The 13,741-nt window shown below is 63.2% G+C and carries 16 protein-coding genes and 1 tRNA gene; 8 read left to right on the plus strand and 9 right to left on the minus strand.

All coding sequences use genetic code 11. The features are described from left to right. The coding region (locus A7A77_RS03180) for a hypothetical protein (RefSeq protein WP_216635540.1) at positions 1-218 on the plus strand (218 nt) is incomplete at its 5' end. 308 nt (positions 219-526) lie between these two features. Here A7A77_RS03180 and A7A77_RS03185 read toward each other — a convergent pair. Further along, positions 527-602, minus strand: a tRNA-Trp gene (locus A7A77_RS03185). 109 nt (positions 603-711) lie between these two features. On the opposite strand from A7A77_RS03185, the gene aat reads away from it, so the two are divergent. Beyond that, a complete protein-coding gene (gene aat / locus A7A77_RS03190) occupies positions 712-1,437 on the plus strand; it encodes a leucyl/phenylalanyl-tRNA--protein transferase (protein ID WP_066553576.1) in 726 nt (241 codons plus the stop codon). On the opposite strand, the gene A7A77_RS03195 is transcribed toward aat, so the two are convergent. From A7A77_RS03195 to A7A77_RS03210, 4 genes are all read right to left on the minus strand, one after another. Continuing rightward, positions 1,368-1,940 (minus strand): DUF2155 domain-containing protein, encoded by a 573-nt coding sequence (locus tag A7A77_RS03195; RefSeq protein WP_245638377.1) that lies wholly within the window; start codon positions 1,938-1,940, stop codon positions 1,368-1,370. The two genes, aat and A7A77_RS03195, sit on opposite strands and share 70 nt — an antisense overlap. After that, positions 1,937-2,335 (minus strand): NADH:ubiquinone oxidoreductase subunit NDUFA12, encoded by a 399-nt coding sequence (locus tag A7A77_RS03200; RefSeq protein WP_066553579.1) that lies wholly within the window; start codon positions 2,333-2,335, stop codon positions 1,937-1,939. The genes A7A77_RS03195 and A7A77_RS03200 overlap by 4 nt, the downstream gene beginning before the upstream one ends. Before the next feature lie 102 nt (positions 2,336-2,437). Then, on the minus strand, positions 2,438-2,956 hold the full coding sequence (locus tag A7A77_RS03205; protein WP_066553582.1) for a DUF192 domain-containing protein: 519 nt from the start codon (positions 2,954-2,956) through the stop codon (positions 2,438-2,440). After that, positions 2,956-3,495, minus strand: a complete 540-nt coding sequence (locus A7A77_RS03210) for a regulatory protein RecX (protein ID WP_245638378.1) — start codon at positions 3,493-3,495, stop codon at positions 2,956-2,958. Before A7A77_RS03210 ends, A7A77_RS03205 begins: the two co-directional genes overlap by 1 nt. Before the next feature lie 233 nt (positions 3,496-3,728). Here A7A77_RS03210 and A7A77_RS03215 point away from each other — a divergent pair, with 233 nt between their 5' ends. After that, positions 3,729-5,480 carry a fatty acyl-AMP ligase gene (locus A7A77_RS03215; protein WP_066553585.1) on the plus strand — a complete coding sequence of 584 codons (1,752 nt, stop codon included), beginning with the start codon at positions 3,729-3,731 and terminating at the stop codon, positions 5,478-5,480. A 94-nt stretch (positions 5,481-5,574) separates the two neighbouring features. On the opposite strand, the gene A7A77_RS03220 is transcribed toward A7A77_RS03215, so the two are convergent. Continuing rightward, positions 5,575-5,970, minus strand: a complete 396-nt coding sequence (locus tag A7A77_RS03220) for an MAPEG family protein (protein ID WP_066553588.1) — start codon at positions 5,968-5,970, stop codon at positions 5,575-5,577. After that, the gene (locus A7A77_RS03225; RefSeq protein WP_082835868.1) at positions 5,970-7,505 is read right to left on the minus strand and encodes a DUF389 domain-containing protein; all 1,536 of its coding nucleotides are present in this window, start codon (positions 7,503-7,505) and stop codon (positions 5,970-5,972) included. The genes A7A77_RS03220 and A7A77_RS03225 overlap by 1 nt, the downstream gene beginning before the upstream one ends. 189 nt (positions 7,506-7,694) lie before the next feature. Here A7A77_RS03225 and A7A77_RS03230 point away from each other — a divergent pair, with 189 nt between their 5' ends. Continuing rightward, on the plus strand, positions 7,695-9,533 hold the full coding sequence (locus A7A77_RS03230) for a glycoside hydrolase family 15 protein (RefSeq protein WP_066553592.1): 1,839 nt from the start codon (positions 7,695-7,697) through the stop codon (positions 9,531-9,533). A gap of 13 nt (positions 9,534-9,546) precedes the next feature. Here A7A77_RS03230 and A7A77_RS03235 read toward each other — a convergent pair whose 3' ends face one another. After that, positions 9,547-9,678 carry an entericidin A/B family lipoprotein gene (locus A7A77_RS03235; protein WP_066553596.1) on the minus strand — a complete coding sequence of 44 codons (132 nt, stop codon included), beginning with the start codon at positions 9,676-9,678 and terminating at the stop codon, positions 9,547-9,549. 117 nt (positions 9,679-9,795) lie between these two features. Here A7A77_RS03235 and A7A77_RS03240 point away from each other — a divergent pair, with 117 nt between their 5' ends. The 4 genes from A7A77_RS03240 to A7A77_RS03255 all read left to right on the plus strand — a co-directional run bounded on the left by A7A77_RS03240 (position 9,796) and on the right by A7A77_RS03255 (position 13,294). Next, a complete protein-coding gene (locus A7A77_RS03240; RefSeq protein ID WP_066554389.1) occupies positions 9,796-10,887 on the plus strand; it encodes a transporter substrate-binding domain-containing protein in 1,092 nt (363 codons plus the stop codon). A gap of 82 nt (positions 10,888-10,969) precedes the next feature. Continuing rightward, positions 10,970-12,175, plus strand: a complete 1,206-nt coding sequence (locus A7A77_RS03245) for a toxic anion resistance protein (RefSeq protein WP_066554391.1) — start codon at positions 10,970-10,972, stop codon at positions 12,173-12,175. Between the two features lie 23 nt (positions 12,176-12,198). Then, positions 12,199-12,975 carry a hypothetical protein gene (locus A7A77_RS03250; protein ID WP_066553599.1) on the plus strand — a complete coding sequence of 259 codons (777 nt, stop codon included), beginning with the start codon at positions 12,199-12,201 and terminating at the stop codon, positions 12,973-12,975. A gap of 22 nt (positions 12,976-12,997) precedes the next feature. After that, complete coding sequence (locus A7A77_RS03255; RefSeq protein WP_066553602.1) at positions 12,998-13,294, plus strand: polyhydroxyalkanoic acid system family protein; 297 nt, start codon at positions 12,998-13,000, stop codon at positions 13,292-13,294. 4 nt (positions 13,295-13,298) lie between these two features. Here A7A77_RS03255 and A7A77_RS03260 read toward each other — a convergent pair whose 3' ends face one another. After that, positions 13,299-13,739, minus strand: a complete 441-nt coding sequence (locus A7A77_RS03260; protein ID WP_066553605.1) for a DUF2721 domain-containing protein — start codon at positions 13,737-13,739, stop codon at positions 13,299-13,301. Positions 13,740-13,741: the final 2 nt, after the last annotated feature.

Raw genomic sequence — 13,741 nt, forward strand, 5'->3', positions numbered from 1 at the left:
CGCAAGGTGGGACCGCGACAGCGCTTACGGAAATCCTCATGAAGCATGGCCTCTTGATAGAGCGAACTGACGTCCCGGCCTCGGGCCGGCCTGCACCTTTTTACCACATCAAAAACCGTGCAGCGTTGATGGATCTGGACAATGCAGATGAGGCTACCGGGAAATTTTTCTCTGACGTCTTTGAAGCCAGTTTGAAACTTGAGCATGACGGTAGCTAACCGGAAAAGTCGTACGTCGTCTTCTCTGGAATGAGCCGGACCTCTCTTGCTGACCGGTAGCAATATTTTTGGACAGGGTTAGATCCCCAACCTTGCCGCAGATTTAGCGGCGGGATGACGGAACTCGAATAGCTCGAACAGAGATCAAGGGATCGATTCGGACCTAAAACTCAGGCCTAATGCGAACCGCCGCCTAACCATGTGGCCACAATCCTCAAGAAGTATGAGGATCTGGACTGTCAACCGGTCGCGCCGAGATGTCTTCGATGTACGAACCTTGGTGCAATTGCGCCATAACACCGGGAAAGTGGCAGGAGTGGCAGGATTCGAACCCGCGGCCCTCGGTTTTGGAGACCGATGCTCTACCAACTGAGCTACACTCCTGCAGGTGGAGCGCCCTCTAACCGCCTTCGCGGGCGGTGACAAGCATCTCTTGACGATGAATGCAGCTCGCTGGTGACAAACCAGCGATTGCGCGGCATCCTTGCGCGCGATGACAAAGGCAACGCCGCCCGCCGACGCACAGTCGGTCATCGATCCGCAATTGCTGCTGCTCGCCTATCGCAGCGGCATCTTCCCCATGGCCGAAACGCGCGACGATCCGGAAATCATGTGGATCGAGCCGCGCGAACGCGCGATCTTTCCGCTGGACGGGCTGACACTATCCCGGTCGCTGGTCAAAACCCTGCGCCGCGACAGGTTCACCGTCACCTGCAATCAGGCATTTGAACAGGTTATCGCCGGCTGCGCCGCTCCGCGTGACGGGGAGGATGGCGACGTTTCGGAAAGCTGGATCAGCCACCGGATCACCGCAAGCTACGTCCTGCTGCACAAGCTGGGACACGCCCATTCGGTCGAATGCTGGCGCGACGGGCAACTGGTCGGCGGGTTGTACGGCGTGGGATTCGACCGCGTGTTCTGCGGCGAATCGATGTTCAGTCGCGAATCGGATGCTTCCAAAGTGGCGCTATGCTGGCTGGTGGCGGCCATGCGCGCGGCGGGCATGGAATTGCTCGATTGCCAGTTCATGACCAGCCACCTCGCCTCCCTTGGCGCCGTGGCCATGCCGCAGGCCCGTTATCTCGAAATGGTGGCAAGGGCGTGCAGGCCGGTGGAAGAAGCGCCCTACCGCTCCCTTCCGCAAGGGTTTCAGTCCTTGGCCGGTGCGTCCTCTTCGCCCGGGAAAGTCATTGCGCAATCCTTGATCCAGACATCGTAGATCGGATGCTCTACCACGTTGAGTGACGGGCTGTTGAGGAACAGCCAGCCGGAGAAAATGCGGGTCCAGTCCGGATTTTCATCCTTGGCATCGCCGGTCGTGAACACCTGCACGAAAGCGCCTTCTTCCGGCTCCGGATCCCACGGCGGGCGGCGTTCGCAAGTCGCCAGCCTGATCAGCACATCACCGACGCGCTGTTCCTCGCCCGGCTTTAGCTCGATATCCTGCGTCAGGTTGTTGCGCTTGTTCAGCAGGCCCAGCGTGGCGACACGTTCCGCCATAGGAGTACCTTCGGGCAGCCCGTCCTCGCCAATCACCGGTTCGGCATCGGCGGCCAGTTTCTCGGTCTCTGCCGGTGCTGCAACCGCCTGCTCGGACTTCACGCCCTCGTCAGTCTCCGCCGGTTCCGGCTCACTGCCGCAAGCGGCCAGCAGCAGCAACGCCGCCAGCCCCAGCCCGCGCCCGAAACTGCGCCTGAACTGGCCCGGGGCGCGGCCGGTCACTGGTCCGGCGACCAGGCTTCGTAATCGCCGGTGGCACGGGCGCGCGCGCCGCCCTTTTCAAGGGCGCCGGCGGGGCGATAGGCACCCATCGTGCCGGTAGCGTTCGGCGTGTAGTCCACTTCCCAGATGCGCGGCGGGGGCAGGTTCGATTCGGGAACGTCGTCGAACGAACCATGTAGCCAGCCATGCCATTCGGCAGGCACGCGGCTTGCATCGTTCGCTCCGTTGTAGATCACCCAGCGGCGTTCGTTGCCCTGGGTGTTCGGCTTCTTCGCGCGGTAGTACTTGTTGCCCTGCGCATCGGTGCCGACATGCGTACCGTTACGGCCGGTGTCGAGCAGCGTGCTGAAAGTGGCGCCGTTCCACCAGGTGAAGATCTTGCCCAGTATGCTCATTTTACCCGCATGCTCATCGTGTCACCACAGTCCATCGTGGCTGGGTTCATCGTGCATGGGCGATTAGCCCCAAGCGCGCCCGTCCGCAACCACGCGATTGCCCTATCGCCCCGCAGGCCGTTCGAAGCGAACCTTGTCACCCGGACCGATACCCAGTTCCGCCGCGCGTCCGCCCGGGATTTCCAGCACGAACATCGCCGGCCCGTCCGAAGGGCGCGGCGTATTGTCATAGGGAACCGCGTCAGCGGCGATGCTGTCGATGATACCGTCATCACGCACGTAGATGATGTCGAGCGGGATGACGGTATTGTGCATCCAGAACCTGCGCGGCACCGACACGCGATCGGTCGTGCTGAAATCGAAGAACATCCCCTCGTCCGCGCCAAGTTCGGTGCGGAACATCAACCCCTGAGCCCGCTCGGCCGGGGTGCTGACGTATTCGGCCGTGAAAGCGTGGACCTTGCCCCCGCTTTCCACCGAAACCGGCACCAGCGCATAGCCGGACACCGGATGCGTTGCCGCAACCGCATCACTGGCCGCTGCGGCTGGCACCTGAGGCGACTGGGCGCAGGCCGCGACCGACGGTACGGCCAGCAGACACGCCAAAACACTAATTCGCATCACGATCCTTCTTCACCGGCCACATCGGCCCATTCGCGCGCCATGTCGGCATCCGCCGCTTCGACCAACCGCCGCGCCGTATCGAGCGGGTGGCCAGCGCGCAACATGGCCGCCAGTTGTTTTTCGCGCACCGCGCGGTCGGCAGGCGGTGCCCCGTCCGCGCCGAACGGCCCGAACCGGCGTTTTTCGGCCAGCCGCAAGGCGGCCCTGCGTGCTTCGACTTCGCTGACCACGTCGCGATCCTCTGCCGAAACGCCCGCCGCATCGAGCGCCTGGCCCACCCGCCGCGCGCCATATCCGCGCCTCAGCAGGCTTCCCGAACGCGCGCGGGCATATTCGCTGTCATCGACATAGCGGTTGGCGACAAAGCGTTCGACCAGCGCGGCGACATCCGGCGCGGGCGCGCCATCGTCCTGCCCTTCCCAGCCCCGTTCACGCAGTTTGCGCCGGCAATACCGCTCCAATCCTTGCGCCGTGGTCGCGAAACGCGCGACATAGGCAAGCGCCATTTCGTCAAGCGAAGCGGCGTTCAGGGGCATTCTTACCCTTGCAGAGCGCCTTTTCCGTGGATATTCGCCCTCATCCGAAGTCATCGCGCCATATTCGTGCCACAGTCTCGTAACATTGGGAACGACCTTGGGATCAGAGGCCACGCATCAAACCTGACGAGTTTGCGAAGGGCCCGAAGGAAAGTCCGGTTTCATGGCGGATTAATCCTGAAGGCGACTAAAGCGAACCGTTTTTTGCAACTTGACGGGAAAGCAACAGCTTTATGACGCAAACCGCCCCCACGGCTGGCGCCCCCCTTGAACCCACCCCCAACGCGGATGCACTGCCGCGCCGTTTTGCCGACTTCGCGACGTTCGCCGACGCGGTCGACTATGCGGCACAAGGGTCTCGCGGGCTGAATTTCCACGATCCGCGCGGCAAGCTGACGCGGGTCTATCCTTATGCGGAACTGCGCGAAGACGCTCTCGCCATGGCGCGGCGGCTTGTGGCGAGCGGCATCCGGCCGGGCGACCGGATCGCACTGGTAGCCGAAACCGGCACCGAATTCGCGGCCCTGTTCTGCGGCGCGGTCTATGCCGGCGCATGGCCGGTGCCGCTGCCTTTGCCGACCAGTTTCGGCGGCAAGGAAAGCTATATCGACCAGCTGGCCGTTCAGCTGCAGTCGAGCGATCCGACCATGCTGCTCTATCCGGCAGAGATCGCAGCGATGGCCTCCGCCGCGGCAGAGCGGCAGGGCTGCGACGGCATCGACTGGAGCAGCTTTGGAGAGCGGGAGGCACCCGAAGTCGCCCTGCCCGAACTGAAGTCCGACGACATCTGCTATCTGCAGTATTCCTCCGGCTCGACCCGCTTTCCGCACGGCGTTGCCGTGACCCACGGGGCGCTGATGTCGAACCTTGCCGCGCATTCGCACGGCATGGTGCTTACCGACAACGATCGCTGCATCTCTTGGCTGCCGTGGTACCACGACATGGGCCTTGTCGGCTGCTTCCTCTCGCTGATCGCGAACCAGGTTTCGGGCGACTACCTGAAGACTGAGGATTTCGCCCGCCGCCCGCTGGCCTGGCTGGACCTGATCAGCCGGAACGAGGGCAATTCGATCTCCTACTCGCCCACGTTCGGCTACGACATCTGCGCCCGCCGCATTTCCAGCCAGTCTAACGTTTCGGAACGCTTCGACCTGTCGCGGTGGCGGCTGGCCGGCAACGGGGCCGACATGATCCGCCCCGACGTCATGCAGAACTTCGTCGACGCATTCGCCGAAGCAGGGTTCAAGGCCAATGCCTTCACGCCCAGCTACGGCCTTGCCGAAGCGACGCTGGCGGTAACGATCATGCCGCCGGGCGAAGGCATCAAGGTCGAACTGGTGGAGGAAGAGCGCCTGTCCGGCACGCCGCGCGACCTGTCGCGCCCTGCCCGCTATCGCGCCATCGTCAACTGCGGCAAGGCCGTGCGCGGCATGGAAGTGGCCATCCGGGGCGAGGAAGGGCGTGAAATGCCCGATCACCACATCGGCAAGGTGTGGTGCCGCGGCCCCAGCGTCATGCATTCCTATTTCCGCGATCCCGAAGCGACCGAGGCGTGCCTTGTGGACGGTTGGCTGGATACCGGCGACATGGGTTACACCGTGGACGGCTACTTGTTCATCGTCGGCCGCGCCAAGGACATGATCATCATCAACGGCAAGAACCACTGGCCGCAGGACATCGAATGGGCCGTGGAACAACTGCCGGGCTTCCACCAAGGCGATATCGCGGCTTTCGCGGTGCAGGCCGAAAACGGCGAGGAAGTGCCCGCCGTGCTGGTCCATTGCCGCGTTTCCGATCCCATCGAGCGGGTGAAACTGCACGACCAGATCCGCGACAAGGTGCGTTCGATCACCGGCATGAACTGCGTGGTCGAACTGGTGCCGCCGCGCACGCTGCCGCGCACCTCTTCGGGCAAGCTGAGCCGCGCCAAGGCCAAGAAGCTCTATTTGTCGGGCGAAATAGAGCCTTATCAGCTCGCAGCTTGAGACTACGGACACAAAAGGTTGGAGAGGAGAGGGCGGCCCCGCGAAGGGCCGCCCCGATTTTTTCAGACCGGCAAAACCGGCTGAATTATTGCTTTCATGCAGCGAATAGCGGCCAGGCCACCATCGCAAGGCCAATGATACTGACCAGGAAAACAAGCGTCCGCACCATCGGAACACCCGCCCAGTAAAGCGGCAGATAGACGATTCGCGCACCTAGCCAGAGCCAGCCGCCCAGCGCCGTCATCTCGCTCGTCCGTCCCGCGACGACAACGCCGAACAGCACGATGATCGCGACCGGCAGCGTTTCAAGGTAGTTCGCCTTTGCCCGCCCCAGCCGTCCGGCAACGGGATTGAGCGGCGGCAAGTCCTCGTCACGCGCGCCCATGTTCCATTTCGTGCCGTACTGCTTCGTCTTGAAATGCACTTCGGCAAAGACATGCACCAGCAGCAGGATCGCCGCATAGAGCAGGATGCGTATTTCGACAGCCATCATTCCCCTCCCGTTTCGGTGTCGGGCGTTGCCCATGCGGCCCGAACGCTGCCGGTGTTGCGCCGAAGGGTCTCGACCGTCAATGGCACGCCTTTCTGTTCCAGCGCCTCGCGAACGATCGCCACGTCCCCGGCCCCACCCGACAGCCTGACCGGCGCGGTGATCCGCGATGCGGACCATGCAATCAGGTCGGCGGCCTTCTGACCGCGTTCGTCCAGTTCGCCTTCGGCAATGGTGACTTCGGGAAGCGCGCTGGCGGGCGGCAGCAGGCTGACCTTCCATTTCGGCACGCTGCGCGCGATGCGTGTTTCCAGTTCGGCATATGTCGCAAGGTCCGCCCCGGCGAGAGCCTTGGCCGACACTTGCGCCTTGCGTGCTTCGCGATCGACGAGGACATCGCTGTCGGTAACACCCGCAATCAGGGCCAGCCGGCCGACAAGATCACGCACCTCGCGGTCGCTGGCCTCCTGCTCTTGCGCACGTGCGGCGGCAAGTTGCGCCTGTTCGGCGGCGGACGCACTCGTCCCCACCTCGAACTGGTCCAGCGTCAGTTGCACAGGCCCGTCGATAAGGCGCGACAACCGACGCGTTACCTGATCCTCCGCCCCGTTCATGATCTGGGGCGTCAGCACCGTGGCCATCACGGCCACCGGTTCGCTGTCGAAGTCGATATCGATCTGCGAGATACGCGCCTTGCCGGGAAAACTGTCCGAAATGGCCGCATTGGCCTGCCGGGTGAAGGTTGCTTCCTGCCGGATCTGGTTCAGCGACAGGCCCAGCGGGATCGCAAGCGCGACGAAGGCCAGAATGACGACCGCATCCTGCAATCGTGTCTGGTTTTCGCTGAGGCTGGTGCGAAAGCCGTAGAGGCGCGCCATCACCATGGCCGTCATCGCGATGGTGATGAGGTTGGTGACATAGAGCAGCAGGGCGCCGGAAAAGACCGTCCAGTTGAGGGTCGCAAGACCGAAGCCGACAACGGCCAGCGGCGGCATCAACGCGGTTGCGATGGCCACGCCGACAACCGTGCCCTCCCGCCCGCGGATCATCGCATATGCGCCGGCAAGCGCGGAAAACAGCGCGATGAACAAGTCGAACAGGTTGGGCCGCGTGCGCGCCGCGATTTCGGGCGTCACCGTCTGCAGCGGGGAAAGCGCGACGATCAGCGCCGTGAAGGCAATGGCCAGCAGCGTACCCACGCCCAGAGCGCGCAGCGATTTGCGCAGCCACACGAAATCGCCCGTCGCCAGCGCGAAGCCAAGCCCGATGATCGGCCCCATCAGCGGGGAAAGCAGCATCGCGCCGATCACCACCGCAGGCGAGGACAGCAAGAGGCCCAGCACGGCGATGCCCGCCGCCATCGCCAGCATGAACATGTAGCGCGCGGAAATCACCGCTTCCTCGCGCCGGTTCTCGATCACGGCGGCTTGATCGACCGTGCGGACGACGGCATGACGCCACCAGAGCCGGAATGAAAGGAGGACCGCGCTAAAGCTTGTCCTCGCGCGGGTTACCGCTGTTTTTTGTTCGACCATGCCCCCTGTGCCGCTACCCTGCCTCGAACCGATATCAAACCAATGCCGTTGCGCGACAAATCCGGCGCGCAATGGCCCATTTTAGCGTTCGCGGCCCCGCTGTCGAGCGGGCAGGGAAAATGCCGCAGTGCAAAAGAATTCGGCGCAAAGGGCTTCACACGATCCGGCAGCCGCCTAAATTCCGAAGGAATGAGCGATCCGAATCAAGCTGACGCTGCCATCGCCGCTGCTGCGGACGATCTGGCCGATCTCGAACTCTGGCCGATCGGCAACTGCCAGGCCTCTGCCCTTGTCGATCGCCATGGCACGTTCAAATGGGCCTGCATCCCGCGTGTCGACGGCGATCCGGTGTTCTGCTCCCTGCTCGACCACGGGAAGGGTGCCGACGCACTTGGCTTCTGGTCCATCGCGATGGAAGGCGGGCGCGTCGTGGGCCAGTCCTACATCCGCAATACGCCGATCCTGAAGACGCAATATGCCGATGAAGAGGGCAATGCGCTGGAGGTGATCGATTTCTGCCCGCGCTACCGCGACAAGGGGCGCATCTATCGCCCCGTTGCATTTGCCCGCGTGGTTCGCCCAGTAAAGGGATCGCCGCGCATCCGCATGGCGCTTCGCCCTGCGGCGGAATATGGCGCCACCAAGCCCGAACGCAGCTTCGGGTCCAGCCACATCACGTACCGCATTCCGGCAATGGCGATGCGGTTGACAACCGATGCCCCCATCGGGCTGGTCCAGCAGGAAACGGCGTTTCGCGTCGAACGGCAACTGCACTTCTTCTTCGGACCGGACGAGAGCTTCTCCACCAGCCTGGAAAGCGGGGTCGGCGACATGCTGAGCCGTACGGCGAAGGAATGGCGCCACTGGGTTCGCGGCCTTGCGATTCCGTTCGAGTGGCAGGACGCGGTCATCCGCGCCGCCATCGGGCTGAAACTGTGCCAGCACGAGGATACCGGCGCCATCGTCGCGGCGTTGACGACTTCGATCCCCGAACACGCGCATTCCGGTCGCAACTGGGATTACCGCTATTGCTGGATCCGCGATGCCTATTACACGGTTCAGGCGCTGAACCGCATCGGCGCGCTGGACGTGCTGGAAAGCTACCTCGGCTTCCTGCGCAACATCGTCGACAATGCCAAGGGTGGTCACATCCACCCGATGTTCGACGTGCGCGGCAACCCTGAACTGCCGGAGGGCGAGGCAGAGCACCTGGCCGGATATCGCGGCATGGGTCCCGTGCGCATCGGCAATGCGGCATGGTTCCAGATCCAGCACGACGCCTATGGCCAGATCGTATTGTCGAGCGCGCAGGCCTTTGCCGACCGGCGGCTGCTGCGCATTTCCGGCGTCGAGGATTTCCGCCACCTGGAAAAGGTGGGCGAACGCGCACTGTCCGTCTGGGACAAGCCCGACGCGGGGCTGTGGGAACTGCGCAATTCCACCCACGTGCATACCTATTCGGCGGCCATGTGCTGGGCCGCGTGCGACCGGCTGGCCCACGCCGCCCAGGTACTGGGACTGGAAGAACGCGAAACCTACTGGCGCGAAAATGCCGCGCGTCTGCGGGCAGAGATCATGGAGCGGAGCTGGAACGAGGAGGAAGGGCTGATCTCCTCCACGTTCGGCGGCAACATGCGCGATGCCAGCATCATCCAGCTGCTCGACCTGCGCTTCATTTCGAAAGACGATCCGAAGATCCATTCGACGCTGAAGGTTGTCGAAAAATCGCTGCGCCGCGGCGACCAGATGCTCCGCTATGACAGCAAGGACGATTTCGGCATCCCGCACACCGCGTTCAACGTGGCGACGTTCTGGCTGATCGAGGCGCTATCGTTGACCGGGCAGGAGGACGAGGCCCGCCGCCTGTTCGAAGTCATGCTGGACCGCCGCACCGGCGCCGGAATGCTGAGCGAGGATATCGACCCCAAGACATCGGAGCTGTGGGGCAACTACCCTCAGACCTACTCTCTGGTCGGCATCATCAATTGCGCGGTGATGCTGACGAAGAGCTGGAACGAATACCGCTGACCGGCGGGGCCGGTCAGTTGATCGCTTCCTCTCCGGCACGGCCGACAGAGCTGATATCCTCGCCAAGCCCCTTTACCGTGTTGCACGCGGCAAGACCGACGACGAGAGCTGCAAGCGCCGCGCCATGAACGAATTTGCGGATCATTCTTCGTATTCCCGAACTGTTGTGAACGGCTTCTAGCGCCATCGCGCACCGCGCGAAAGCGGTAAGCGAGGGGCCTTGCACCCTTGCATGGTCTGCCGATTGCTGCATGATCCGGGCATGAACCGCACGACCGGCAGGCTCATCGCACCAATCCTTGCGTTTCTGGCAGCATGGCTTCCCCTGTCAGCCATGGCACAGAACGCCCCCGCTCCCGAAAGGATGCAGGTCGCCACGCGCGAGGCACCGCCATTCGCGATCAAGAGCGAGGACGGCCACTGGGAAGGCCTCGCCATCGAACTATGGCGCGTCGTCGCCGAAGCCAACGGCTATGACTACGAGCTGGTCGAAAGCGATCTTGCCGGAATGGTCGATGGCGTGGCGGACGGCACCTACGATGCCAGCGTCGGCGCGCTGACGATCACGCAGGAGCGGGAGAGAAGCGTCGATTTCAGCCACCCGTTCTACGCAACCGGCTTCGGCATCGCCGTGCGCAAGGAAGCGCCGGGCTGGCTCGCCCTTCTCGGCCAGTTCTTTTCGTGGGATTTCATGAAGACGCTGCTGGTGCTGGTGGCAATGCTGGGTTTCGTGGGCTTCCTGTTCTGGATGACCGAGCGAAAGCGCAACAGCGCCGAATTTCCCGAAGGGCCGCAGGGGCTCGGCTCCGGGTTCTGGTTCGCCGCCGTGACGATGACCACCGTCGGCTATGGCGACAAGGCACCGCGCACGCCTGCCGGAAAGATCGTCGCGCTGATCTGGATGTTCACCGCCCTGCTCATCATCTCGACCATCACCGGCATGATCGCATCCTCGCTCACCACGGGCCGGCTGGAAGGGCGCGTGACCGGCCCGTCGGACCTTGACGGTGTGCGCGTCGGCGCCATCGCCGGTTCCGCCGGAGAGGAGTGGCTAGCCCGCGACGGCATCGCGTCCGCAGGGTATAACGGGGTCAGCGACGGTCTGGCCGCGCTGGCTGACGGGAAGATCGACGCCTTTGTCCATGACGATCCCATCCTGCGCTACGATCTTTCGCACGGAAGCGACACGGCGGACTTGCGCGTTCTTCCCGGATCGTTCGGCCGGCAACATTATGGCATGGCCCTTCCTGCCGACAGCCCGATCCGCGAGGCGATCAATCTTTCCATGCTGCGTCACATCGAAAGCGACGCATGGCTGGCGCATGTCACGCGCCAGATCGACGGAACCGAGTGAGGTGCCTTGAAAGGCGTGTCTTACATCGCTAATACAGTTGCAGACCACGGGGCGATTTCCGCCTCTTTCGAACGGGATGACCATGGCCCAGCAGCCGACTGAAACCGCGACCGCGACCGAACTGACCCTCGAAGCGCCCGGCCCCGTACCGGAGGTAAAGCCGGAAAAGGCCGCAGGGCTTGTGCCGGTGGGCGAAGAGACGAAGTCGAAGCTGGAAGCAAAGGTCGACCTGTTCGTGTCCGATCTCGTCGCGCAGGATGCGAACTCGCCCGAATTCGGCAAGAAGGTCGACCAGCTGACCAACATGGGCCGCAAGGAGATCATGGCGGCATCGTCGATGTCGAACCGCTTCCTCGACCGGCCAGTGCGCGCGATGGACGCGGACAGCGGCATCGGCGCGGACCTTACCGAACTGCGCCAGACGGTCGAGGATCTCGATCCCGGTCGCAAGGGCAAGCTGACGGGCCGCAAGCTGTTCGGCATCATCCCCTTCGGCAACAAGCTGAAGGGCTATTTCGACAGCTACACCAGCGCGCAGGGGCACATCCAGGCGATCCTTGCACGCCTTGCCAGCGGCAAGGACGAGCTGTTGATGGACAATGCGGCGATCGACGTCGAACGGCAGAAGCTGTGGGACGCGATGGGCAAACTGGAGCAGATGATCCACATCTCCAAGACGCTGGACGACAAGCTGGAGGAAGCAGCCAACGACCTTGATGCCAGCGAACCGGCCAAGGCCAAAGCAATCCGCGAAACCGCGCTGTTCTATACCCGCCAGCGCACGCAGGACCTGCTGACCCAGATGGCGGTGAGCGTGCAGGGCTATCTCGCGCTCGATCTGGTGAAAAAGAACAACGTCGAACTGGTGAAGGGCGTCGACCGCGCCAGCACGACGACCGTATCCGCCCTGCGCACCGCTGTGACGGTGGCACAGGCGATGACGAACCAGCGGCTGGTTCTGGGCCAGATCACGGCATTGAACGACACGACAGCGGGCATCATCGACAGCACCAGCACACTGCTGCGCGACCAGACCGGCAAGATCCACGAACAGGCCGCGTCCAGCACGATCCCGCTGGAAACGCTGCAGCGCGCGTTCCAGAACATCTACGACACGATGGACACGATCGACACGTTCAAGTTGAAGGCGCTCGATTCGATGAAGCAGACCGTGAACACCCTGTCTGACGAGGTGGAGAAATCGCGCGGCTACATCGCCCGGGCCGAAGGCGCGAACAAGGCGCAAGTCGAAGTGCAGGGCAACCCGCTGCTGAGCATCGACGGATAGGACCGGACGCGGGCGACGCGGAAATGAACGACAGCACCCATGATGCAGACCGGATCATGACCGAAGGGCGCAATTCGCTGATCGAACAGCGCGCCGGCGGACGCCGTGCGTCGATCGGCGACGGTTCGGCCCGATTGAAGCGCGAACACGCGACGCGAAAGCTGAAGCGCATCCTGATCGCGCTTGCGGCAATCGTCATCGCGGCGATGGGCTACGGTATCTTCGTCAGCGCGCTGGGTTTTGAAGGTCTGTTCGTCACGGTCCTGCTGATGGCGGTGGCGATCGGAGTTCTGGCGAAATACCCGAAGCTGAAAGTGCCGACGCTGAAGACCTTGCCGAAAGGGAGCCTTGGCGAGAACGTCGCGCGGACAGAGCTGTGGCTGGAAATGCAGCGCCCTGCCCTGCCGGCCCCTGCCCGCAACATCGTCGACGGCATCGGCGTGCAACTTGACGGACTGGGCGCCCAGCTGCGCGGGCTGGATGAAAATACGCCGGCCGCCGTTTCGGTGCGCAATCTCGTTACCCGCGACTTGCCCGACGTGGTCACCAGCTACACGAAAATCCCGCGTCACCTTCGCGATCAGGACAGCGCGGGCAGCACGCCCGACAGGCAAGTGACGGAAAGCCTTGCCAGTATCAGCCGCGAGATCGACACGGTTACGCGCCAGCTTGCTGAGGGGGATCTGGACGCGCTGGCCGTGCGCACACGATATCTCGATTACAAGTACGGTGGCACGATGGACGAGCCACCTGCCCTGCCCCCTGTAGACCCCACGCCCCGCATTTCGGGCGACAATTGATCTCTACCCAAGGAAAACTGACATGCGCGTAGCCGTGCCGCACTCCCTCCCCAAGGCGGAGGTGCGCCGTCGCCTCGACGAAAAGCAGGACAGCATCGCCGGTTTCGTGCCGGGCGGGCTGGCCGACGTGGAAACTAGCTGGGCCAGTGAGGACCGCATGGTGATGACAATCCGCGCCATGGGGCAGGAACTGTCAGGCAACGTCGATATCGAGGATGCGGCCGTTGTCTTCACCATAGACCTTCCGCCAGCGCTGTCCTTCGTCGAACCGATGATTCAGGGCGCGCTGGAAGACAAGGGGCGCAAGCTCCTCGCCTGACCGGTCAGAGGTCGCGATCCAGTTCGAGGAAGCTGAGCGGCACGCGCAGCTGTTCGGCAGCAACGCGCGTTTCCATGAGGAACAGGACGAGGCCCCACAGCAGCAACGCGATTGCCAGTGCAAAGCAGATCGCGACGAACGGTTCGGTTGACGCGTGGATGAACTGGCTGGAAAAGATCAGAACGACCGTCATCCCGATGGTGATGCCGCTTAGCACCAGCGTCAGTTGTGCCCGACCGATCAGGTAAGTGCGCCGCGCCAGCATCCGCAGTTCGCGCACGCTGGCATCGTGCTCCTCGCCTGTCGTCTTCAGGAAGGCAGTCTGCATCTCGCGCGTGCGATCGACCACGCGGGCATGGCGCGATGCGAGCATGTTCAGGATATTGCCGATGGCGACGAGGACGAAGACGGGCGCAAGCGCAAGCTGAATGGACTGAACGATCATGG

Source organism: Croceicoccus bisphenolivorans, assembly GCF_001634625.1.
In the GTDB taxonomy this organism is placed as follows: Bacteria; Pseudomonadota; Alphaproteobacteria; order Sphingomonadales; family Sphingomonadaceae; genus Croceicoccus; species Croceicoccus bisphenolivorans.